Origin of the sequence: Pedobacter chinensis, assembly GCF_003339865.1 — a bacterium.
GTDB lineage: Bacteria > Bacteroidota > Bacteroidia > Sphingobacteriales > Sphingobacteriaceae > Pedobacter > Pedobacter chinensis.
This window is the reverse complement of the sequence record NZ_QPKV01000004.1, coordinates 526,084-547,875: the sequence shown is the minus strand read 5'-3', so window position 1 is coordinate 547,875 and position 21,792 is coordinate 526,084. Positions and strand designations below refer to the sequence as shown.

Here is a 21,792-nt window from a genome sequence, read left to right as displayed (position 1 = left end):
TTTCACATCCCTTCAGGGGCAGGGCTTAAACCCTTTTTCACTGTTCCATTTTCCAGAACATATCCATTGTTAAACTCGTTTTGTAATGAATAATACATGATGGAACCACTGAAGTCATCAAAATCGTTATAGTGTAATTCGTTCAAAGGTTTATTTGCTGTTCCGTCACGTAACATCCGTAGGCCATGCCGTCTTTCCCTTTGAATAAAAGCAGTTTAATGTACGTTTTTTCTTCCTCGCTATCAAATGTGGTTTGAACGCTGTTCAGCTGATTGATGATGCTGTTGGGTTTGTCCACTTCAACCTCTAACACCACCGTTCCATTAATTTCAGTTTGATGGGTGCTTTGCCATTTTGGATTTAAAGAGGCGAACATTCCTGTAACACCATCGCCAAATCGTTTGTTTTCAAACCAATTTTCAAAGTTGTTTTGTGGTCCTCTTCAATGGGATTGTTTCTATCTTTTTTGCAAGAATGAACAATAAGTGATATTACGGTCAGTAAAGTTAAAGCCAAAGCGTACTGCTTCAACAGGGCATAAGTTTTCCTCATTTGTTAATTTAGATTTTAGATTTAATTCGGGATGAGATAAACAAATGTAAAAAACCAATAACGAAACCTAAACTTTATTACACAAAATTAGACTACAGTCTCAAAATCCATCCAAAAACATTTTATCCTTTCTTTTTTACACGAAGGTTAAATGAGTAGGGCTTAATTAGGCTTAGATATGTAAAACAAAAAGCCTCCGGAAATTAATCCGAAGGCTTGTATATTTTAACAATCGTAATCGTAAATCTAATTACTCTTTTTCTACCTGCATGTAGTTAAGCTCCAATGGGGTTTTACGACCGAAAATCTTAACCATTACTTTTAATTTTTTCTTCTCTTCGTTTACCTCTTCAATAATACCAGAGAAACCATTGAAAGGCCCATCCATAACTTTGATGCCTTCGCCTACATAATAAGGAACATTCATGGTTTCACCTTGTTCACTCATTTCATCAACCACCCCTAAAATGCGGTTAACTTCTGCCTGGCGCATTGGAATCGGATTGCCTGCTTTATCGCCTAAGAAACCAATAACACTATTAATTCCTTTGATGATATGCTCTAATTCACCATCCAATTGTGCTTCAATTAAAACATAACCAGGATAGAAATTACGTTCTTTAGCGATTTTTTTACCATCTTTCATTTGGTAATATTTTTCCATCGGAATTAAAACCTGCGGAACCAAATGAGAGAAACCCAAACGGCTGATCTCAGCATCAATGTACTGCTTTACCTTCTTTTCTTTACCGCTAACCGCCCTTACAACATACCACTTTAGATCGCTCATTAGTAAATATTAATTAGAAAGTGATTTATAAAAAGTATCTAACACAAATGTAGATCCTTTATCCATTGCAAAAATAACCAATGCAATAATTAAAGAAGCTACCAACACAAGAATCGCAGAGTTTTGCAACTCGCCCCAGGTAGGCCATGTAACCTTCTGGGTCATTTCATCGTATGATTCTTTTATAAACTCAACTACTTTAGCCATATTTATTATAATGATTAAATGATTGAGTTAGTGAGTGAGAGAATGTAAGCACATTCAATCATTAAAAACATTCACTAATTCAATCATTATTTTTAGCACGGGAACAAGGATTCGAACCCTGATCAAAGGTTTTGGAGACCTCTATTCTACCGTTGAACTATTCCCGTATTTTAAAAAGAGCTAGCCTAAACCAGCTCTTTTATATTATTATAGCTTAAAAATTAAGCTAAGATTTCAGTTACCTGACCAGCACCTACTGTTCTACCACCTTCACGGATAGCGAAACGTAGACCTTTTTCCATTGCAATCGCGTTAATTAATTTAACAGTGATTGTAACGTTATCACCTGGCATTACCATTTCAGTTCCTTCAGCTAGTGAGATCTCACCAGTTACGTCTGTAGTACGGAAATAGAATTGAGGACGATATTTGTTGAAGAATGGAGTGTGACGACCACCTTCTGCTTTTGATAATACATAGATCTCAGCTTTGAAATCAGTGTGAGGAGTTACTGAACCTGGTTTACAGATTACCATACCACGACGGATATCAGTTTTCTCAATACCACGTAACAATAAACCTACGTTATCACCAGCTTCACCGTAATCTAAAATTTTACGGAACATCTCAACACCAGTTACTGTAGATTTTAAGTTCTCAGCACCCATACCTAAGATCTCAACCGGATCTCCAGAGTTGATTACACCACGCTCAATACGACCAGTAGCAACAGTACCACGACCAGTGATTGAGAATACGTCTTCAACAGGCATTAAGAAAGGAAGATCAGTTAAACGTGGAGGAATTGGAATGTAGCTATCTACAGCATCCATTAATTCCATGATTTTACCAACCCATTTAGGGTCACCGTTTAATCCACCTAATGCAGAACCTTGGATTACTGGAATATCATCACCTGGGAATTCGTAGAATGATAATAATTCACGAACTTCCATTTCAACTAGTTCTAATAATTCTGGATCATCAACCATATCCACTTTGTTCATGAATACAACTAATGAAGGTACACCAACCTGACGAGCCAATAAGATGTGCTCGCGAGTTTGTGGCATTGGACCATCAGTAGCAGCAACAACGATAATTGCACCGTCCATTTGAGCAGCACCAGTAACCATGTTTTTCACGTAATCCGCGTGACCTGGACAGTCAACGTGTGCATAGTGACGGTTAGCTGTTGAATACTCAACGTGAGCTGTATTGATTGTAATACCTCTTTCTTTTTCCTCTGGAGCAGAGTCAATTGAATCGAATGAACGTGCCTCAGTTAAACCAGCATCAGCCAAAACTTTTGTAATAGCTGCTGTTAAAGTTGTTTTACCGTGATCGACGTGACCGATTGTACCGATGTTTAAGTGCGGTTTACTGCGGTCAAATTTTTCTTTTGCCATTTTATTTATAACTAATTAGTAGGTTAACTTTTTATTAATTTATTTTTTGTTATTTCAACACAAAAAACCTTGTCTCTTCTGTATATTTAACAGATTTAACAAAGCTTTATTATACCTGAGCCAAAGATGGGACTTGAACCCACGACCTCTTCCTTACCAAGGAAGTGCTCTACCGCTGAGCTACTTCGGCTTTTTAGTTTTCAGCTTTCAGTATTCAGTTTTCAGTAAAAACTGACAACTGAGAACTGTTAACTGCTCACTTATTTTGAGCGGAAGACGAGGTTCGAACTCGCGACCTATAGCTTGGAAGGCTATCGCTCTACCAACTGAGCTACTTCCGCTTTTAACAAAATGATCGAAGGATTGATTTCGAATGATCGAATGTTTACACTCATTCATTTAAATATTCACTCATTCATTCATTAGATTGGTGGGGAGAGAAGGATTCGAACCTTCGAAGTCTTACGACAACAGAGTTACAGTCTGTCCCATTTGGCCGCTCTGGTATCTCCCCAACTTTATCTTAAAATGTTAACACCTTAAAATAAAAAGAGCCTCCTATCGGAATCGAACCAATGACCTACTGATTACAAGTCAGTTGCTCTACCAGCTGAGCTAAGGAGGCTTTTAATTTTGTGCAATGATACGAAAAATCTTCATTTTTCATACTATCAACGTGTTTTTTAAAAACTTTAAACTTTTAAAAGAACTAACCTTTTCTTCCAGGCGTAATGCCCTTTCCGAAAGGGAATGCAAATATACACACTTATATTTCACTTCAAAATAAATTTGAAAAAAAAATAGCGAACTTGTGGGTTCGCTATCACGGTATTTATGTTTTAAAATAATATTCACTTAATAATCAGACGCTTCGCTTTCGCTTAAAATTGCTTTATGTTCACTTAATTTTGCACGCGTTTTTTCTTTATGCTTTGTGATTTGTTTTCTCAGCGACTCAATTGCCAGGTCAGTCGCCTCTTCAAATGATTTACATTGTTCTTTAGCGAATAGAGTTCCGCCCGGCACGATGAGTTTTATCTCACTTATTTTGTTGGCCTCATCCTCTACATTCTCTAATTTTAAATACACTTCGCCGCTAATGATCTGGTCAAAAAACTGATCTAGCTTATTTGCCTTTTTCTGTATAAAGTCTAACAACTTACTGTCTGCACTGAAGTGGATTGATTGAACTCCGATTTTCATTTTTCCTCCTTTTTTTACGCCTTTGGATGGGCTTGTTTATAAATTGTTTTTAATCTTTCGATTGAATTGTGTGTGTAAACCTGGGTGGCAGCTAAGCTTGCATGACCCAAAAGTTCTTTGATGGCATTTAAATCTGCACCTGCATTCAACAGGGTAGTTGCATAACTATGCCGCAATACGTGGGGGCTTTTCTTGTCATTGGTCGATATATGGTTTAGGTATGAGGTTACAATACGGTATACTAATTTCGGATATGCCGCTGCACCTGTATTGGTAACGATTAAGTTAGGCAAATTGTTATCAAAATTCTGCAACTTTTTTAATTCGATATAACTATTAACCTGATTAACAAGTGGTTTATTTATTGGAATAATCCTTTCCTTGTTTCTTTTGCCCAAAACTTTAATTGTGCCTGAGTAGACATCAATATCGGTATCCTTTAATTGAATAAGCTCTGCCAAACGCATTCCGGTCCCAAAAAGAAGCTCTATCACTAAATGATCGCGAACAGATTCAAAGCTTTCATTAAAATGATGCCCGGAATCCAATAGTTGATCCATTTTTTGCGAATCAATAAATACAGGAAGACGTTTGGGTATTTTAGGCGCCTTAATTAAAATGGTGGGGTTTTGACTAACTTTTTCTTCCTTTAATAAGAACTTATATAAACTTCTTATGGCGGATATCTTTCTGTTGATGCTATTTTCTGATTTTTTCTCTTCCATTAAATTTACCATATAGCTTCTGATATGTGTATGTTTAATTTCAGGAAAATTTAAATGGAAAGTATTCTTGATATACTCTTCAAACTGATCCAAATCCGTTTGATAAGACGTAATGGTATGCGGAGAATAGCGCTTCTCGTGGGTTAAATATGTGATAAAGCTTTTTAGCAACATTCAATATTTCCTGCTAGGTATTAATATGAAGTTACAAATAGTTTTGATATAAAGAAATCATTAATTAATTGTTTAATGTAAAGATTTAGATGGGGCCCTGAAAACAAAAAAGCCTTTAGCGAAAAACTAAAGGCTTTTAATGTATTTATATCGTGAACAACTAAGAAGTTGTGTCTTGATTCATATTCTGAATGTAAACAGCATGTTTAATTTCAGTACGACGGGCAACGGATTTTTTCTCGTATGCCTGGCGACTACGTAGTTCTCTCAATACACCAGTTTTTTCAAACTTTTTCTTGAAACGTTTAAGGGCTTTATCTAATGATTCGCCGTCTTTAATGTTGATAATGATCATAACGCTGAAATACCTCCTCTCGTGGTTTTTAAATTTCCCTTATTATAGGGGCTGCAAATGTAAGTAAATTATTGAAAATCAGAAAGAATTTTTCAAACAATTTTATCTTATTTCTATTGTACCTTTATTATTATCTTTCCATACATTTAAATCATTAATATATCAGCTCATGACGACAGGAAAAAAAGCTATTTCAATCACGGCCATTTTAGTGCTCCTGATTTTGGCAATAATTTGTTATTACCGTTATTTCTTTGTTTTTGGAGAAGGCGTTAAGGCTGGAGAACTTAACTATGTGGTTAAAAAAGGCTATGTTTTTAAAACTTATGAAGGAAAGCTCATTCAAAGTGGCATAAGATCAAAACAAACCGGAACTGTTCAAAGTAACGAATTTGAATTTTCCATTGCTAAAAAAGAAATTGCAGAAAAAATGATGGCAAATAGCGGCAAGTTTTATGAGCTGCACTATAAGGAATATAAAAATCCCTTGCCCTGGAGAGGATTCAGTGTTTATGTTGTAGATAGTATTTTGACTACTAAGGATGTTCAATAAGCTAAAAGTTTACCGGTCAGGGCAAAAACTAATTTCTATTATAGATATTTAAACTTTAAACCCTATCCCCTACCTAAACCTTAAACCCTACCCCCTAAACTTTATTGCTTCTTCTTCGGCACCTTTGCTCCTTCTTTTCTTGCTTCAGATAATCCTATAGCAATGGCTTGTTTTTTAGAGGTCACTTTTTTGCCTGAACCGCTTTTAAGTTTTCCTTCTTTCATTTCGTGCATGGTTTTTTCAACCTTTTCTCCTGCTTTTTCTGAATATTTTGCCATGTTTTTAAATTTTTAGTTCATTAGTTCATTAGTCATTAGTCATTAGTCATTAGTCATTAGTCATTAGTCATTAGTCATTAGTCATTAGTCAAAACATTGCCTGATAAAGATTGGTTTTAAAAAATTTAGCTAAAAAAAATCCGGAGGTAATTATACCGTCCGGATTACTCATAATATATTTGGTTTGTTTTTTCTTGCTTGCCCAGCTTCCTGTTTTGGTCTTTAAGCTTTCGGCTTAATTTAATACTTCTCTGGCAATTACGATCTTTTGTATTTCAGAAGTTCCCTCCCCTATGGTACATAATTTACTGTCGCGATAAAATTTTTCTGCCGGGAAGTCTTTGGTATAGCCATAACCTCCAAATATTTGCACAGCTTCTGTTGCTACTCTTACTGAAACTTCTGATGCAAAATATTTCGCCATTGCAGATTCCTTGGTCATTGGCAAATGTCTGTTCTTTAAATCAGCGGCCTGACGGATCAGCAATTCTGCAGCTTCAATTTCAGTCGCCATATCAGCCAACTTAAAGCTGATTGCCTGGAAGCTGGAAATAGGCTGTCCAAATTGCTGGCGTTGTTTTGAATAAGCAACCGCAGCATCAAAAGCACCTTTAGCTATCCCTAAAGCTAGCGCAGCTATTGAAATTCTACCACCATCTAAAACTTTCATAGCTTGTTTAAAGCCCTCGCCAACATTACCTAACAAATTGGCTTTTGGTACACGGCAGTTATCAAAAATCATTTCAGTGGTTTCTGATGCCCGCATACCTAATTTATTTTCTTTTTTGCCCGCTGAAAAACCGGGTGTTCCCCGTTCAACAACAATGGCAGAAATTCCTTTTGAACTCCCTTGCGCTCCTGTTCTTACCATTACAACCGCAATATCTCCGCTTTTGCCGTGTGTAATCCAGTTTTTAGCTCCATTTATAATGTAATCATCACCATCTTCAACAGCAGTGGTCATCATTCTTAATGCATCAGAACCAGTATTGGCCTCAGTTAAACCCCATGCGCCGATCCATTCTGCAGTTGCCAGTTTTGGCAACCATCTTTGTTTCTGCTCTTCATTTGCAAAAGCCAGAATATGACCGGTACAAAGTGAATTATGTGCTGCTAACGATAAACCGATTGAACCACAAACTCGCGCTACCTCAACAATTACATCAACATACTCCTGATATCCTAATCCCGAGCCACCATATTCTTCAGGAACCAAAACACCCATTAAACCTAAATCGCCCAATTGCTTAAATAATTCAATCGGGAAATGCTGTGCCTCATCCCACTCCATTATATTTGGACGAATGTTTCGCTCTGCAAAATCACGGACCATGGTTTTCACACTCTGCTGAGTTTCTGTTTCAGAAAAATTAAAGCTTAGGCTCATTATTTATTTTATAGTTAGTTGCGGCAATTATAAACAATTATTTCATAGTTACTTACCATTAAATATTTATGCAATTGCAGAATGAAATGGTATTTGGTTCAATTAGTGATTTGGCTATTTTGAAACATTGAAATTACTGAAGAAAGTTTTTTTATTTTTTTTATAAATTTTAATTGACAAATAATCCACTAATTTATAGAGTTGACAACTTTTAATAACAAACCGGAAAGAAAGTTGTCAACTCTACTAATAGATTGTGACTTCCAACGACATATTATTTAAGAGTTGACAACTTTTAATAACATACCGGAAAGAAAGTTGTCAACTCTACTAAAAGATTGTGACTTCAACGACATATTATTTAAGAGTTGACAACTTATAATAGCAAACTGAAAAGAAAGTTGTCAACTCTACTAAAAGATTGTGACTTCAACGACATATTATTTAAGAGTTGACAACTTTTAATAGCAAACTGAAAAGAAAGTTGTCAACTCTACTAAAAGATTGTGACTTCCAACGACATATCATTTAAGAGTTGACAACTTTTAATAACATACGGAAATAAAGTTGTCAACTCTACTAATAGATTGTGACTTCAACGACATATTATTTAAGAGTTGACAACTTTTAATAACAAACCGGAAAGAAAGTTGTCAACTCTACTAATAGATTGCGCCTTCAAACGACATATTATTTAAGAGTTGACAACTTTTAATAACAAACCGGAAAGAAAGTTGTCAACTCTATTAAAAGATTGTGACTTCCAGCGTCATATTATTTAAGAGTTGACAACTTTTAATAGCAAACTGGAAAGAAAGTTGTCAACTCTACTAAAAGATTGTGGCTTCCAACGACATATTATTTAAGCATTGACAACTTTTAATAGCAAACCGGAAAGAAAGTTGTCAACTCTACTAATAGATTGCGCCTTCCAATGTCATATCATCATTTAAGAGTTGACAACTTTTAATAGCAAACTGGAAAGAAAGTTGTCAACTCTACTAAAAGATTGTGGCTTCCAACGACATATTATTTAAGCATTGACAACTTTTAATAACAAACCGGAAAGAAAGTTGTCAACTCTATTAAAAGGAGATATAAGGTGTTATTTGATCAATGACCTGCTGATTCAGAATTACAATTTTCTTTAAATCGGCAGGACTTGAATAATTTCCATGCTGTTTCCTATATTGGATAATCGCATTGATCTGCTTGTAAGATAAATAGGGATTTGTTTTCAGATCATTGAATTCTGCTGTATTAACATTAATGATTTTTAAATTGGCCACACTTATCGAAACCTGATCCTTGATCTCATTATACTTCGCAGAATCCAGACCATAAACTTCCAAAAGCTGTTCTTTCTTATAAAAACCACCTAATCGTTCTCTGTATTTTAAAATTCGGTTGGCAAAAGTGCCGCCAATTCCTTTTATTTCATCCAATTGAGCTGAATCAGCTTTATTAATATCGATAATTACAGCTGCCCTTTTAATATATTCTTTCTTTTCATAAACATATTCTTTCTTAGGGTAATTGCCCGATTGATTTTCTATCCTTACATAAGGCGAAAGTTCCCTGTACATCTCCGGAGAAATGGTGTACATTTTTTGAAGATCTTCTGTTTTGTAAAACCTGCCGCCTTTGCTAGTATAATTTACTATGGATTGTGCTTGTTTTGGAGATAAACCTAAAGTTTGCCAACCCCCTGCATCTAAGCTATTGGGATCGAAATTAAATAGTTTTGCTGTTTTTTTATGGTTTGAATTTTCAATTATATCTCTGGTAGAATAAAAACTCTTCTCATCAGTTATTTCTACTTTTTTAATTTGAGCCAGTAAATTTGGATCATCCTTTTCAACCGGCTTATAATAATCATATAAAAATGGGATTGCCTTTAACAAAATAATAATGAATATAAGCACTAGCAATCCATTGAATTCGCCCTTATTAAAACCGAAATGCTTGTTGAGCCAAATTCTCATATATGATATGACATGTGTATTATAAATATAAATCTTATTTTTGGGATTGCAAAACCTGCACGTTTTGCCTATCAACAACCTAACAATTATTTATATGAAGATCATAACTACCTCTGAGTTTGCTAAAGCGACGAAGATAGATAAGCTTGGTGTGCCGGGTTTAGCAGGCTTATTGATGGAGATCATGAAACTGAATGATATCAACAATGTTTTTGCTCAAAACCAACACTTTAAAGGCCTGGAGTTTGTAGATAAGATATTGGAAACAATTGGTGTTTCCATCGAATTTGATGAGGATGATTTAAACAGCATTCCAAAAACAGGTCCTTTCATTGCAATTGCAAACCATCCTTATGGAGGTGTAGAAGGCCTGGCTTTAGTTAAGCTTTTGTGTACGGTTAGGCCTGACGCCAAAGTTATGGTTAACTTCATTCTGAAAAAGATTCCTAACCTTGATGAATTTTTCGTAGCCGTTAATCCTTTTGAAAATGTTCAGCATTCATCGAGCATCAGTGGTTTAAAAACCACCTTTGATTTATTAAGGAATGGCACGCCAATCGGAATTTTCCCTGCCGGCGAGGTTTCTACCTTTAAATTGGATGCCCAACAGGTTACCGATAGAATGTGGCACCCTGTAGTGGGCAAATTAATTGCGAAGGCAAAAGTTCCGGTTGTTCCAATTTATTTCCATGGCAACAATGGCGTTTTATTTAACATTTTAAGTTTTATACACCCTACGTTACGCACTGCCAAGTTACCATCAGAATTTCTGAATAAACAAGGCTTGACCATTAAAGTACGCATTGGTAAACCCATAGCACCATCCGAAGTTTCACATATGAACAGCAGTAATAAGTTGATGGACTTTTTACGTGCCCGTACCTATGCGCTTGGTGTTGGTTTAGATCAGGAAAAGAAACTTTTTAATCCGCTGAATTTATTTAAAATAAAGAAAAAACCTGTTGAAGTTATTGAAGAAACATCTAGACAACTCATTAAAGGTGAAGTAGCAACTTTAGATGATTTTAGGGTTTGGACAGAGAAAAACTACGAGGTTTATATTGTTCCCACACTAAAAATTCCAAATATTTTAAGAGAAATTGGCCGTTTACGTGAAATTACTTTCCGTGAGGTAGGCGAAGGAACAAATAAAAAGATCGACCTGGATAATTATGACATCTACTATAACCACTTATTCATCTGGGATAAGGATTTAGAAAATATTGTAGGTGCTTATCGCATAGGCAAGGGCGATGAGATTTTAGAGAGCATGGGCCGCAGGGGTTTTTACCTTTCTGAACTTTTTAAAATGAAAGATCAGTTCTACCCAATGCTGAGACAAGGAATTGAGTTAGGCAGATCGTGGATTAGAAAAGAGTATCAGGGCAAACCGCTTCCTTTATTTTTATTGTGGAAAGGAATTTTGAAATACCTGATTGATAATCCTCAATATCGTTATATGTTTGGTCCGGTAAGCATTAGCAACAGCTTTTCGAAATTTAGCAAGGCTTTAATTGTTGATTACATCACTAAAAACCATTTCGATTATGAAATGGCAAAATATGTAAAACCACGTAATAAATTCAAAGCCGATTTATTGCCAATTGCAACTGATACTTTGGTTGAGAGCAGTGAATCTTTTAAAGATTTGGATAGCATTATCGGAGATATAGAAAACTCGCACATTAAAATTCCTGTTTTACTAAGGCAGTATATGAACTTAAATGCGAAAATTATTTCATTCAATATCGATCCGAAATTTTCTGATTGCCTGGATGGTTTCTTGGTTGTTGATACACATAACATCCCACCAGAAATGCTGGAGAAACTTGGCAAAAACCTTTAGATTTAAAATAAATTTTCAGTAAAAACAGCAATATCTTCACGAAAAAACAATAAAAATCCCCGAAACGTCTTTCGATCGGGGATTACTTTTTTAAAAAGACCTTTTTAGATACCTATATTTCTCAAATCACAAACGAAGTTACCTGACAAATCATTCCATCCTTAAAATTCCAAACGTCGCAATAGGAACTTTTTTTTGACTCGCCGTTTTTTTCGAATACGATTTGACCAAGCTCAACTACGAAATCTTTTTCTTGGATGTTATTTTCTGTTGTGAATGTTATTCCATCATAAGCTGAGCTTATATAGCTAAGGAGTTCGGACTTTCCATTGAAGGTGCTTCCACCAACGTTTTCCCATTTGATACCTTCGGCACAGTAAGTGATAAATTCCACATAATTTCCTTCTGCCAAAGCTTTGTTCGCCTTTATAAAAACATCTTGATTGCTCATGTCTGATCTTTATTAATACTGTTTAATTGCCGATCTGTACACCGACCTTACCATAAAAATCTTTATCACTGTCTCTAAATTCAAGCAGGCTATGCGCCTTACCTATTTCCGACAATGGGAATACTTTGTTTAATACAGGTTTTAGTTTTCCGGACTCTATCAATTTTGTGAGTTCGTCCAATTTGTTTCTGCTCTGTCTGGTAAATACAAAATGGTAAGTGGCATTTTTTCCCCATGCGTGAATCAGATTCTGTGGTTTTTCAATATCCACTAATGTTACGACCTGTCCCATTTGATTTAAAATCTTACCGCTGTCCGAAAGTGTGGTGCCACCTATTGTATCGATTACAACGTCCACGCCTTTGTTATTGTTCAGTTCTAAAATTGCATCGATATAATTTTCCTTTTCATAATCAATGGTATAATCCGCTCCCAATCCTTTGAGAAACTCGTGGTGTATGGTTCTCGCTGTTGTATAAACGGTTGCACCCATCGCTTTTGCCAATTGAATAGTGGGTATTCCCACACCACCTGCACCACCGTGTATTAAAATCGTTTGATTGATCTTAAGTTGTGCCCGGGTATAAAGCATTTCCCAGGCAGTACCTGCTGCTAAAGGAAATGTCGCGGCTTCTAAATGGCTTACATTTTTCGGTTTGATGCCGATGATGGATTCCTTGGCAACATGATATTCTGCGTAGCTTCCATATCCATTAAAAATTTCCGGAGTGTAATATACCTCATCACCTACTTTAAAGTTTTTGATACCTGTTCCAATCTCTACAATCACACCAGACACATCATGCCCTGTGATGACCGGAAGCTGTAACTCATTTTTATAATCCCCTCTGCGAACTTGAAAATCCAGTGGATTCACTGATGTTGCCATTACTTTTACCAATACTTCGTCAACTCCCGGTTTTGGAGTTGGAACATCTAGTATTTCAAATTTTTCTACCGAGCCGAACTCGTTCAACACTGCTGCTTTCATAATGATTTTATTTATTTATGCATTTACCTAAATAGGTAAATCCTGAATTGATTTTTGTTCCTTTTATAACACGCTCATAGAATCTTTCTGGCTGCAATCACAATATTATTGATAACATGGTTGGTTCATGGTTGTTCAGAATCAAGATACTGTCCTTTTGTACGAAGTAAGTTTTGAAGACTTGTTATTGACAATTTCCGCATCTCTTTTGATTTTGTTTATTCAAAAATAAATCAACTTCTAAGAAATAAACGTAGACAAATGTCTATATGTTAAATTAACAAATGGTCTGTGGATGAGATGTTTAAATTCAGCAAACTTTTACAGCTCTCGTTTGCAAAAGTATTTTTGTTCTAATTATATCCAAAAGGCAATAAGATGAATATGACTTTAACTGATTTTTAAAGTTATGCCTTAAAAATTTCAGAAGTATAAAAGACATTATCATCAATTTCAAAAATTCTACAGAGCCGAATTTATTTAATATCGTTCATTCTATATCATTTAGATATTTAGGTAAATAACTAAATATTAGCATAAAAATTTTAAAGTTCTTCTTTTATAAGTCTTGCTAATTCCTGAATTGATTTTTCATTTCTTTTATAATATGTCCACTGCCCCTTTCTTGTACCGATAAGGATTTGAGCGGCCGACATTGTTTTTAAATAATCAGAAACAGTAGGAACCAACATTCCAGCTTTCTGTGCAATGTCAGATACACAGACACCTAATTCAGGCGTATAATTGTTTAATTCTTAGGAAAATGAGCAAAAGGATCTTTTAGCCATATAAGAATATTTAGACGCGTTTCGTTTGATAATGATTTAATTACTTCTAATAATTTCATTTGATAAAATGAGGTATTTCCCTAAATCCCTACAAGCTAATCTTAAAAATTTTAACGTTTGTAATCAAAAGGTCTGTAAATGAACGATTAATGGCAAATAATTTATCAAGTCAACTGTATCCTTATTATTGATTTTTGCCGTTTCCATTCCCCATTGGGAAATGAATTGGAGTAAAGGGATTAAGGTCTTGCCAAAATCGGTCAGCTGATAATCCACTTTCAACGGAGGTTTACTCATATGGACGGTTCGTGTGATCAAGCCGGTTGCCTCCATCTTTTCCATTGCAGGCTCAAAGTTCGTTCTGCTATAGAAAGACATCCTTTTCTCAATGTACTGTATCGCTTTTTAATCAAATGAATTAGGATTACCACTTTCCATTTACCGCACTTTTTTACTAGAAAAAAACATCATAGAAGATCTAAAAATCTTCTATGATGTTTTGGAAGTTGCTGTTTTAATCAAATTATTTTACAACCGTAGCTTCCAATTCAACTTTTAATGTTTCAAATAAAACGTTAACTTCCATGGCAGTCAGAGCCTGTTTAATATTGTGTCTGGCTATCCATTCCTGAAGAATAGGGAAATGCGGCCAAAGTTCCTCCATAGATGTAGTATAAACATTTAACCGTACAATACCTTCACATTCATAACCTGCCGAAGTGATTACTTCTTCTAAATTAGAAATTGACTGCTGAAGTTGTGATTTCATGTCCTCATTGCTTGATATACCATTGGAATCAATAGCTGCCTGACCGGAACAGTATAATGTACCCGTGTTATTTTTCACTTCAACTGCCTGAACATAACTGCGTTCGTCTTGCCATTTCCAAGGACTAAAAGTTTTTTTTTCCATTGTAAAAGTTTTTTAAGATGTTAAAACAAATTTTATTATTACAAAAGTAGGCTTCGCTTTCTAGTCCTTCTGTTGATGTAGATCACAATTATAGAGTGATGTATATCACACTTGGTTTTCGTTTACTGTCAGGCATTTAAAGGTATGATTGGTAAAATAATCTTTCTTTACAAGAATGAGGTTCTGGACAATCGGAAGATATATTATTACTTTTTATTAAATTTAGCGTGATAGTCTACTTAATGTTTCTCTTGAAACGCCTAAATAGGCTGCTAATTGGGATTTTGGAACCCTTTGTACTAAAGCTGGATATCGCTCAATCAGTTGGTAATAACGCTCTTTCGTATTGGAGGTAAGGGTTGAAAGAATCCGCTTTTGTGCGGCAATAAATCCAAAATAAGCTTTTTCCAGAAAAAAATGTTCTATTTTGGGCAAAGTGCCGCATAGTTTCTTATAATTTTCAAGGGTAATATATAATACATCGGTGTTTTCCAGGCATATTAGGGACATCGATGTTTTCTGTTGTGTATAAAACGCCTCAAAATCACTTTCCCACCAATCTTCCATTGCAAAACCAACAATATGTTCGCGTGCGTCCGAATCGGTATACACTAATTTTAATAATCCTTTACAGATAAAGTAATGTCTGGATAAGTGTTCTCCTTCCTGAAAAAGAAATTGCCCCTTTTTATAGGACTTTGCTGTAAACAAAGAAGCTACAAATCCAAATTCCTGATCTGTCAGAGGAACAATTTTTCCGATATGATTTTTTAGTATTTCAAGCATCTTAATGGAACGGTTTAATTATGAAAACAAGCTGAGAAACGCTTTAAGCACCGGCGATGATAAATTATCTTTTCGATAGATCAGAACAGTCTTTACGGTACCGATCTCTTTGGGCAGAGAAAATGTGCTAACTTTCCTTCCGCTGTAAAAGGTTGATACGATTTCGGCAGGCAGAAAACTAAAACCTATTCCTGATTCGATAAAGTTAACAACTCCTTCAATTGAATTTATTACCGTTTTGTGATAGTTCATAATGTTATTGCTAATCAGCCAGGCTTCCAGTCGTGCTCTGAAAAAACAGCCCTGGTCAAAAACAATAGCCTTAACTTGATGTTGTGCCAATACATCATCCAGGCTTTCGAAGCCTAAAGGTGTTACAGCGACAATACGTTCATCCAAGATATGTATCTGTTCCAATTCTTCATTATATAACGGTGCGGGGATAAATGCAACGTCCAATTTGTAATTCATAACATCATTAATTAGCACATCACGCATAGCAGAAGTTAAATCAAGATCTACCAACGGAAATTTCTCCGCCATTTCATTGACAATTCCAGGACCTTTAAGAGCCATAGTCGTTTCCAGAAATCCTATTTTTACCTGACCCCTAACCATGTCGTTTTTTCCGACAGATAATTTTGCTTCTTCAATCAGATTATTGATTTGTTTGGAGTAATGCAACAGCGTTTTTCCTGCTGATGTCAGCTCCACCTTTCTGGAAGTTCTTAAAAATAATGTCTCACTGAATTCTTCTTCCAGACTTTTAATTCTTGCTGTTACATTCGATTGTACTGTAAACATAGCTTCTGCTGCTTTGGTAAAGTTACCATGAAAAGCCACTGCCTCAAATAATTTCAGATCATTAATATTCATAAATCATAAATAATGATAGTTTTAATTAAAATAAATCGTTTTTAATAATTAAATATAACGCATAAATTTGTTCTATGAAGAATTATATCAAATAAAAATCATATTACCCGTTGCAATTATTGTATCGGCTTTGCTACCAACTTCTTATATTATGGCACAATCTAAAAACAAATCAGTAAGTCAAGCGGAAAACACCGCCAGTAAAGTTTATTACCGCAAAATAAATGCGGGTGGACACAATATTTTTTATCGTGAATCAGGATCTCAGGATGCTCCTGTAATTTTGCTTCTACATGGTTATCCAACTTCATCGCACATGTTTCGCAATCTTATTCCGATATTGAATGAAAAGTATCATGTGATTGCTCCTGACCTTCCCGGATTTGGCTATTCAGATGCACCCTGCAGAGATAAATTCGATTACACATTTGATAATCTTGCTAAAGTAATGCAAGCATTTATTGATGAACTGAAACTAAAAAGATTTGCCGTTTATGTGTTTGATTACGGTGCACCTACAGGGTACCGCCTTATGCTGACAAATCCTGAAAAGATCACTGGGTTTATCTCGCAGAATGGTAATGCCTACACAGAAGGGCTCGGCTCAGCCTGGGATGGTGTTAAAAAATATTGGGAAAACAATTCGGATGAGGATAGAGATGCCTTAAGAGGGTTTGTTAAGGAGGAAGAGCTTAGATTTCAATATTTTACGGGTGTTGGAGACCCCGAACTTGTTGCTCCTGAAACATATACTCTCGACCAATATTTCCTTGATCGTCCGGAATCGGATGAAAAACAACTCGATTTAATTGGGGATTATAAGAATAATGTAAGCCTATATCCGAAGTTTCACGAATATTTTAGAAAGTATCAGCCTAAAGCTCTTATTATCTGGGGAAATAAAGATCCGTATTTCTTGCCTGCAGGTGCTGAAGCCTATAAAAGAGATATTCCAAATGCAACGATCAAGTTTTATGATACGGGACATTTTGCACTGGAAACCCATGCAGAGGAAATCGGTAATGATATTTTAAATTTTATGGAAACACTGCCTGATTAATAAAATCAGAATATACACAGCTTAAATACAATCAAGTACAAAATTTCAAGCTACGGGTACAATTGATGCTTCCACAAAGTTTGCTAGCAATGATATCAGAACCCGTTTGCCTCAGTTTTCAGAAAAAAATCGAAAAAAGAATCAAGCTGTCTTTTCATTATTTTCTAAGTTTGCAATAACAAAAGAAGTGACTCCTGCGCAACTGTCTTTTGCTTGGATGATCAACAAGAACCTGGATCTTGTACCAATCCCAGGAACGACTAAACTTTCTCGGTTGGAAGAAAATATCAATGCTGTCCAGATTAAACTATCACAGGAAGATATCAATGAAATTGAGAAAATAGTGCGAGTTGAAAACGAATTAATTTAGATCAGTAACCCAATTTCTTAAGAACCGGGTTTGTCAGGTTGAGTAGAATTCTGAGTAGCAATTTAAGAATAAACATCAAAAATATATGAAATGAAAACGCTATTAAAATTAGAAGAAATTGCAATGTTTCTATTCTGCATTTTCTTATTTAGCAAATTAAATTTTGCCTGGTGGTGGTTTCCTGCATTATTGTTATTGCCTGATATTGGTATGATTGGGTATGTTGTAAATCAAAAAGTTGGAGCATTCACGTACAACTTTACACATCACCGTTTGATAGCGACAATAATCGCTTTCTATGCTATTACTTATGGTTACGATGGTTGGAAACTTATTGCTATTATACTTTTTGCACATATTTCTTTTGACAGAATGCTAGGGTATGGCTTAAAATATAATGACCATTTTCAGAATACGCATTTAGGTACTATTGAAAAAAAAGAGCAATAAATAGGTATCATACTATGAATGACAGATTGCGGTTTAGTTTTCAGTAATCTGCTTTCTATGATTCAATCCCCAATCGGCTATGGTAAGGGTAAGATGTTTCAGCGTTTCGCCATATTCCGTAAGTTGATATTGCACCGTGATGGGCTGCGTATTTAATACCTCCCGGATAATGAGCTGATTCAGTTCAAGTTCTTTAAGCTCACGACTAAGCATTTTTCCGGAAATCCCCTCTACTTCTCTCAATAGTTCCGAGTAACGCATGGGCTGAAACGTTAAGCAGGAAATAATAGATATTTTCCATCTGCCACCAATGACATCCAAAGCATCATGTATGGCCCTAATATTATGTTTACACACTTTATTCACTCCTTTTGTTGTTATATTTTTCTTTTCCATGTGTTGAATTTATTAATGGTTACCCAAATGTCACTATTACTTTTTGTCACAAAGGTACAAATTGTCACTTGCGTGATATAACTTTGCAGCATAAAATTTTTAAGAAATGGATTTAATACAAGATTTAAACTGGAGATATGCTACAAAAAGCTATAGCAACAAAAAAATAAGTAAAGAAAAATTAGACTTTATTTTAGAAGCTACTAATCTATCAGCTTCTTCTGTTGGATTGCAGCCATACCGCATATTCGCTATTGATAATGCAGGACTGAAGACCAAACTGGGAGCTAATTCTTTTAACAAACAAATAGCTCAATCATCCCACCTTCTGGTATTTGCAACCTATAACAAAGTAACAACCCAACACGTGCGAGACCTTGTGAATTTAACGGCAGAAAAACAAGGTGTTACTGTAGAATCATTGAACGAGCTATTCACTGCTGCAAATACATATTTTACTGGTAGAAGTGATGAAGAGAATAAGCTTTGGGCAGAAAGACAAACCTATATTGCATTGGGTACAGCATTAATAGCTGCAGCAAATGCCAAAGTTGATGCCACACCAATGGAAGGCTTTGATGCGCAGTTGTTTGATGAATTATTAGGACTGAAGGAAAAAGATTTGCACAGTGTTGTAATACTTTCTTTAGGATATCGCGATGAAATTAATGATTACTTAGCCAATCTTCCTAAAGTAAGAATATCTGTGGGGGAAATGGTAACAAAGATCAGTTAAACTTACCGATAGCAGAACCTTCCCAAAAAGCTTCTGCTATCTATATAGTACCCTTAAAACATATTAATATGATAATAGATAATGATTGAGATATGTTAAGTTGGTAAGACCTTATCAAGAGAAGAAAATAAAAAACATTACCTTTGAACATCTCATTTAGTTTTATATGCATCCGCTTTTCAACTATATTAATGAATACGCTATAATCTCTGAAGAAGATTTTAAGGTTTTCTTAAGCCATTTTACTCAGAAAAAGATAACAAAAAAACAATATCTGTTAAAAGAAGGAGAAATATGTAAACATATGGCCTTTATCATAAAAGGTTCTATGCGTAAATATTATATAGATGAAAAAGGCATTGAGCATATTGTTAATTTATATATGGAAAATTGGTGGGCAGGCGACCGTGAAAGCTTTGTCAGGTCTACTCCCAGTGTGTATAATATAGAAGCCTGTGGAAACTGTGAACTACTTCTTATTTCAAGAGAAAATACATTAAAATTGCGTGATCAGTGTCGTCCTTTCAATGAATTGTTATTGAAACTTGACGAACAAAATACTATTGCTACACAAAAAAGAATTACTTCTACTATCAGTTACACAGCTGAAAAACGCTATGCAGACTTTGTTGAATGTTACCCTCACTTTATCCAACGCTTTCCTCAACACCTTATCGCTTCTTACCTTGGTATTACAAAAGACACATTAAGCCGGGTGCGTAAGAAAATGCTGGGAAAGTAGTTGCTTTTTCAGTTGATCTTATATTCTTAGATATTAGTCTACGTTATCTTCTCTGCATTTGATATAGTTTTGTTTTATCAAATCAAAAAATTCACATTGGATATCAGTTCATTCATATGCATCCACTATTTCATTATATTAACAAATATGCTATAATTTCCGAAGAAGATTTTAAAGTTTTCTTAAGTCATTTTACGCACAAAAAGATAAGAAAAAAGCAATTTCTGTTAGAGGAAGGAGAAATCTCTAAACACATGGCCTTTATTATGAAAGGAGCTATGCGCCAATACTATATAGATGAAAAAGGTGTTGAACATATAGTTAATTTATATATTGAAAATTGGTGGGCTGGTGATCGGGAGAGCTTTGTTATGTGTACCCCCAGTATTTATACCATAGATGCTTGGGAAGATTGTGAAGTACTTCTCGTTTCGAAAGAAAACACATTAAAACTGCGTAATCAATGTCGTGCCTTTAATGAATTGTTATTGAAACTTGATGAACTAAATACCATTGCCACACAAAAAAGAATTACCTATTCAATTAGTTTTACAGCAGAAATCCACTACAAATACTTTGTTGACAATTACCCCTATTTTGTTGATCGTTTTCCACAACATATTATAGCGTCTTATCTTGGAATTACAAAAGACACATTAAGCCGGGTACGCAAAAAAATGCTTAAACAGTAAGTGCGTTATTTACAGAAACGTGTATATGTATAAATGTTGTTATTAATTATGTTAGTCTTTTATCTTTTCTTATAACAGATGAATCAACGGAATGATCCCGATGAAATATCGAATTCATTGTAATAAATCTCATAACTAGATTTATTAAAAATGTAGCATAGTCCTTTGAAAAAACATGCTACTTTTTGTTGCAATTCCATTTAATAAATGTCAACATTTTTCGTTTGTCATTTCTCATCTTTTTAATCGTATTTCTTACTATACTTTATGCAAATAGGTTAAAGAACTTCTATACTCCGCTTTTTTATAGACATTTGTCTACTTTTTTTTCTTTCCATTTAGTGCAATTTAGAGTTATTAACTTTTAAATCAAAAACAATGGAAAAATCTCCTAAAATTGGTCTTCAAGGTCTACTTCGTCCGGAAGATAGTATCGTAGTGCTAATCGATCATCAACCTTTTCAAGTTGCCAATCTGCATAGCCATGAACCTACATTGATTATTAACAATACAGTAGGGCTTGCTAAAGCTACAAAAGTATTTAATGTGCCAACTATTCTTACAACCGTTACCGAAGAACGAGGAGGCCTTATCATCAAAGGTATTCAAGACGTATTCCCAGAACAAAAGCCTATTAACAGAACATTTATCAATACTTGGGAGGATCCTGCAGTTACTGATATCGTAAAGGAAAGCGGTCGTAAGCAATTGATTTTAGCCGGGCTGTGGACAGAGGTTTGTGTTGCAATGCCTGCAATTCAAGCTTTGGGAGAAGGTTATGATGTATTTGTAGTTACAGATGCATGCGGTAGTGTAAGCCCTGAAGCACATGATATGGCTGTCCGTAGAATGGTTCAGGTAGGTATCGTACCAATCAATTGGCTGGCTGTAGTTTCAGAGTGGCAACGCGATTGGGCTCGTTTAGATACTGCATCTCAATTAGGTCCTATTTTGTTTGATCACGGTGGAGGAAGCGGAGTTGCTTTAGCCTGGGAATTGCAGTTACTTGCTACAACACCTCCGCAACAATAATAAATAGTATTAAAACAAAGACTGTCATATTTTGACAGTCTCTGA

General features: G+C 35.2%; 27 protein-coding genes and 5 tRNA genes. 9 read left to right on the top strand and 23 right to left on the bottom strand.

Annotation, left to right across the window (positions count from 1 at the left end; translation table 11 throughout):
* Positions 1 to 2: 2 nt before the first annotated feature.
* The 13 genes from DU508_RS23830 to rpsU form a co-directional block, all read right to left on the bottom strand.
* Positions 3 to 146 carry a hypothetical protein gene (locus DU508_RS23830; protein ID WP_158542168.1) on the bottom strand — a complete coding sequence of 48 codons (144 nt, stop codon included), beginning with the start codon at positions 144 to 146 and terminating at the stop codon, positions 3 to 5.
* Positions 143 to 376, bottom strand: coding sequence for a hypothetical protein (locus DU508_RS12750; RefSeq protein WP_115403176.1), 234 nt, complete (start codon positions 374 to 376; stop codon positions 143 to 145). Before DU508_RS12750 ends, DU508_RS23830 begins: the two co-directional genes overlap by 4 nt.
* Before the next feature lie 426 nt (positions 377 to 802).
* On the bottom strand, positions 803 to 1,342 hold the full coding sequence (gene nusG / locus DU508_RS12740) for a transcription termination/antitermination protein NusG (RefSeq protein ID WP_115403174.1): 540 nt from the start codon (positions 1,340 to 1,342) through the stop codon (positions 803 to 805).
* A gap of 9 nt (positions 1,343 to 1,351) precedes the next feature.
* Positions 1,352 to 1,549 (bottom strand): preprotein translocase subunit SecE, encoded by a 198-nt coding sequence (gene secE, locus DU508_RS12735; RefSeq protein WP_115403173.1) that lies wholly within the window; start codon positions 1,547 to 1,549, stop codon positions 1,352 to 1,354.
* Positions 1,550 to 1,645: 96 nt separating this feature from the next.
* Positions 1,646 to 1,716 (bottom strand) — tRNA-Trp (locus DU508_RS12730).
* A 54-nt stretch (positions 1,717 to 1,770) separates the two neighbouring features.
* Positions 1,771 to 2,958: an elongation factor Tu gene (tuf, locus tag DU508_RS12725; protein ID WP_115403172.1), complete on the bottom strand. Its 1,188-nt coding sequence runs from the start codon at positions 2,956 to 2,958 to the stop codon at positions 1,771 to 1,773.
* Between the two features lie 118 nt (positions 2,959 to 3,076).
* Positions 3,077 to 3,148, bottom strand: a tRNA-Thr gene (locus DU508_RS12720).
* A 78-nt stretch (positions 3,149 to 3,226) separates the two neighbouring features.
* A tRNA-Gly gene (locus tag DU508_RS12715) sits at positions 3,227 to 3,299 on the bottom strand.
* Between the two features lie 87 nt (positions 3,300 to 3,386).
* Positions 3,387 to 3,472: transfer RNA gene (locus DU508_RS12710), tRNA-Tyr, on the bottom strand.
* Between the two features lie 38 nt (positions 3,473 to 3,510).
* Positions 3,511 to 3,583, bottom strand: a tRNA-Thr gene (locus DU508_RS12705).
* Between the two features lie 230 nt (positions 3,584 to 3,813).
* Complete coding sequence (gene hpf / locus DU508_RS12700) at positions 3,814 to 4,161, bottom strand: ribosome hibernation-promoting factor, HPF/YfiA family (RefSeq protein WP_010601090.1); 348 nt, start codon at positions 4,159 to 4,161, stop codon at positions 3,814 to 3,816.
* A 14-nt stretch (positions 4,162 to 4,175) separates the two neighbouring features.
* Positions 4,176 to 5,060, bottom strand: a complete 885-nt coding sequence (locus DU508_RS12695) for a tyrosine-type recombinase/integrase (protein WP_115403171.1) — start codon at positions 5,058 to 5,060, stop codon at positions 4,176 to 4,178.
* A gap of 160 nt (positions 5,061 to 5,220) precedes the next feature.
* Positions 5,221 to 5,415: a 30S ribosomal protein S21 gene (gene rpsU / locus DU508_RS12690; RefSeq protein WP_010601088.1), complete on the bottom strand. Its 195-nt coding sequence runs from the start codon at positions 5,413 to 5,415 to the stop codon at positions 5,221 to 5,223.
* A gap of 169 nt (positions 5,416 to 5,584) precedes the next feature.
* On the opposite strand from rpsU, the gene DU508_RS12685 reads away from it, so the two are divergent.
* On the top strand, positions 5,585 to 5,968 hold the full coding sequence (locus DU508_RS12685; RefSeq protein ID WP_115403170.1) for a hypothetical protein: 384 nt from the start codon (positions 5,585 to 5,587) through the stop codon (positions 5,966 to 5,968).
* Between the two features lie 101 nt (positions 5,969 to 6,069).
* Here the strand turns inward: DU508_RS12685 and DU508_RS23990 are convergent, their stop codons facing one another.
* The 3 genes from DU508_RS23990 to DU508_RS12675 form a co-directional block, all read right to left on the bottom strand.
* On the bottom strand, positions 6,070 to 6,246 hold the full coding sequence (locus DU508_RS23990) for a DUF6496 domain-containing protein (protein WP_199562701.1): 177 nt from the start codon (positions 6,244 to 6,246) through the stop codon (positions 6,070 to 6,072).
* A 235-nt stretch (positions 6,247 to 6,481) separates the two neighbouring features.
* Positions 6,482 to 7,633, bottom strand: coding sequence for an acyl-CoA dehydrogenase family protein (locus DU508_RS12680; protein WP_115403169.1), 1,152 nt, complete (start codon positions 7,631 to 7,633; stop codon positions 6,482 to 6,484).
* A 1,085-nt stretch (positions 7,634 to 8,718) separates the two neighbouring features.
* Positions 8,719 to 9,618, bottom strand: a complete 900-nt coding sequence (locus DU508_RS12675) for a ComEA family DNA-binding protein (RefSeq protein ID WP_115403168.1) — start codon at positions 9,616 to 9,618, stop codon at positions 8,719 to 8,721.
* Positions 9,619 to 9,712: 94 nt separating this feature from the next.
* Between DU508_RS12675 and DU508_RS12670 the strand changes: the two genes are divergently transcribed.
* A complete protein-coding gene (locus tag DU508_RS12670; RefSeq protein WP_115403167.1) occupies positions 9,713 to 11,464 on the top strand; it encodes a lysophospholipid acyltransferase family protein in 1,752 nt (583 codons plus the stop codon).
* Between the two features lie 121 nt (positions 11,465 to 11,585).
* Here DU508_RS12670 and DU508_RS12665 read toward each other — a convergent pair whose 3' ends face one another.
* From DU508_RS12665 to DU508_RS12635, 6 genes are all read right to left on the bottom strand, one after another.
* Positions 11,586 to 11,915, bottom strand: a complete 330-nt coding sequence (locus tag DU508_RS12665) for a nuclear transport factor 2 family protein (protein ID WP_115403166.1) — start codon at positions 11,913 to 11,915, stop codon at positions 11,586 to 11,588.
* Positions 11,916 to 11,937: 22 nt separating this feature from the next.
* Positions 11,938 to 12,906, bottom strand: a complete 969-nt coding sequence (locus tag DU508_RS12660) for a zinc-dependent alcohol dehydrogenase family protein (RefSeq protein WP_115403165.1) — start codon at positions 12,904 to 12,906, stop codon at positions 11,938 to 11,940.
* A 911-nt stretch (positions 12,907 to 13,817) separates the two neighbouring features.
* Entirely contained in the window at positions 13,818 to 14,084 is a 267-nt protein-coding gene (locus DU508_RS12650; protein ID WP_233509550.1) for a winged helix-turn-helix transcriptional regulator, read from the bottom strand.
* Positions 14,085 to 14,217: 133 nt separating this feature from the next.
* On the bottom strand, positions 14,218 to 14,607 hold the full coding sequence (locus DU508_RS12645; protein WP_115403164.1) for a RidA family protein: 390 nt from the start codon (positions 14,605 to 14,607) through the stop codon (positions 14,218 to 14,220).
* A gap of 222 nt (positions 14,608 to 14,829) precedes the next feature.
* Positions 14,830 to 15,393, bottom strand: a complete 564-nt coding sequence (locus DU508_RS12640) for a Crp/Fnr family transcriptional regulator (RefSeq protein WP_115403163.1) — start codon at positions 15,391 to 15,393, stop codon at positions 14,830 to 14,832.
* Positions 15,394 to 15,411: 18 nt separating this feature from the next.
* Positions 15,412 to 16,269, bottom strand: a complete 858-nt coding sequence (locus tag DU508_RS12635) for a LysR family transcriptional regulator (RefSeq protein ID WP_115403162.1) — start codon at positions 16,267 to 16,269, stop codon at positions 15,412 to 15,414.
* Positions 16,270 to 16,420: 151 nt separating this feature from the next.
* On the opposite strand from DU508_RS12635, the gene DU508_RS12630 reads away from it, so the two are divergent.
* From DU508_RS12630 to DU508_RS12620, 3 genes are all read left to right on the top strand, one after another.
* Positions 16,421 to 17,329, top strand: coding sequence for an alpha/beta fold hydrolase (locus DU508_RS12630; protein WP_115403161.1), 909 nt, complete (start codon positions 16,421 to 16,423; stop codon positions 17,327 to 17,329).
* Between the two features lie 106 nt (positions 17,330 to 17,435).
* A complete protein-coding gene (locus DU508_RS12625; RefSeq protein WP_158542167.1) occupies positions 17,436 to 17,699 on the top strand; it encodes an aldo/keto reductase in 264 nt (87 codons plus the stop codon).
* Positions 17,700 to 17,789: 90 nt separating this feature from the next.
* Positions 17,790 to 18,149 (top strand): DUF4260 domain-containing protein, encoded by a 360-nt coding sequence (locus tag DU508_RS12620; protein ID WP_115403159.1) that lies wholly within the window; start codon positions 17,790 to 17,792, stop codon positions 18,147 to 18,149.
* Between the two features lie 33 nt (positions 18,150 to 18,182).
* On the opposite strand, the gene DU508_RS12615 is transcribed toward DU508_RS12620, so the two are convergent.
* Entirely contained in the window at positions 18,183 to 18,545 is a 363-nt protein-coding gene (locus DU508_RS12615; RefSeq protein WP_115403158.1) for a winged helix-turn-helix transcriptional regulator, read from the bottom strand.
* A 106-nt stretch (positions 18,546 to 18,651) separates the two neighbouring features.
* On the opposite strand from DU508_RS12615, the gene DU508_RS12610 reads away from it, so the two are divergent.
* From DU508_RS12610 to DU508_RS12595, 4 genes are all read left to right on the top strand, one after another.
* Positions 18,652 to 19,281, top strand: coding sequence for an NAD(P)H-dependent oxidoreductase (locus DU508_RS12610; protein WP_115403157.1), 630 nt, complete (start codon positions 18,652 to 18,654; stop codon positions 19,279 to 19,281).
* A gap of 166 nt (positions 19,282 to 19,447) precedes the next feature.
* Entirely contained in the window at positions 19,448 to 20,023 is a 576-nt protein-coding gene (locus tag DU508_RS12605; protein ID WP_115403156.1) for a Crp/Fnr family transcriptional regulator, read from the top strand.
* A gap of 116 nt (positions 20,024 to 20,139) precedes the next feature.
* On the top strand, positions 20,140 to 20,715 hold the full coding sequence (locus DU508_RS12600; protein WP_115403155.1) for a Crp/Fnr family transcriptional regulator: 576 nt from the start codon (positions 20,140 to 20,142) through the stop codon (positions 20,713 to 20,715).
* A 378-nt stretch (positions 20,716 to 21,093) separates the two neighbouring features.
* On the top strand, positions 21,094 to 21,747 hold the full coding sequence (locus DU508_RS12595) for a hydrolase (RefSeq protein WP_115403154.1): 654 nt from the start codon (positions 21,094 to 21,096) through the stop codon (positions 21,745 to 21,747).
* Positions 21,748 to 21,792: the final 45 nt, after the last annotated feature.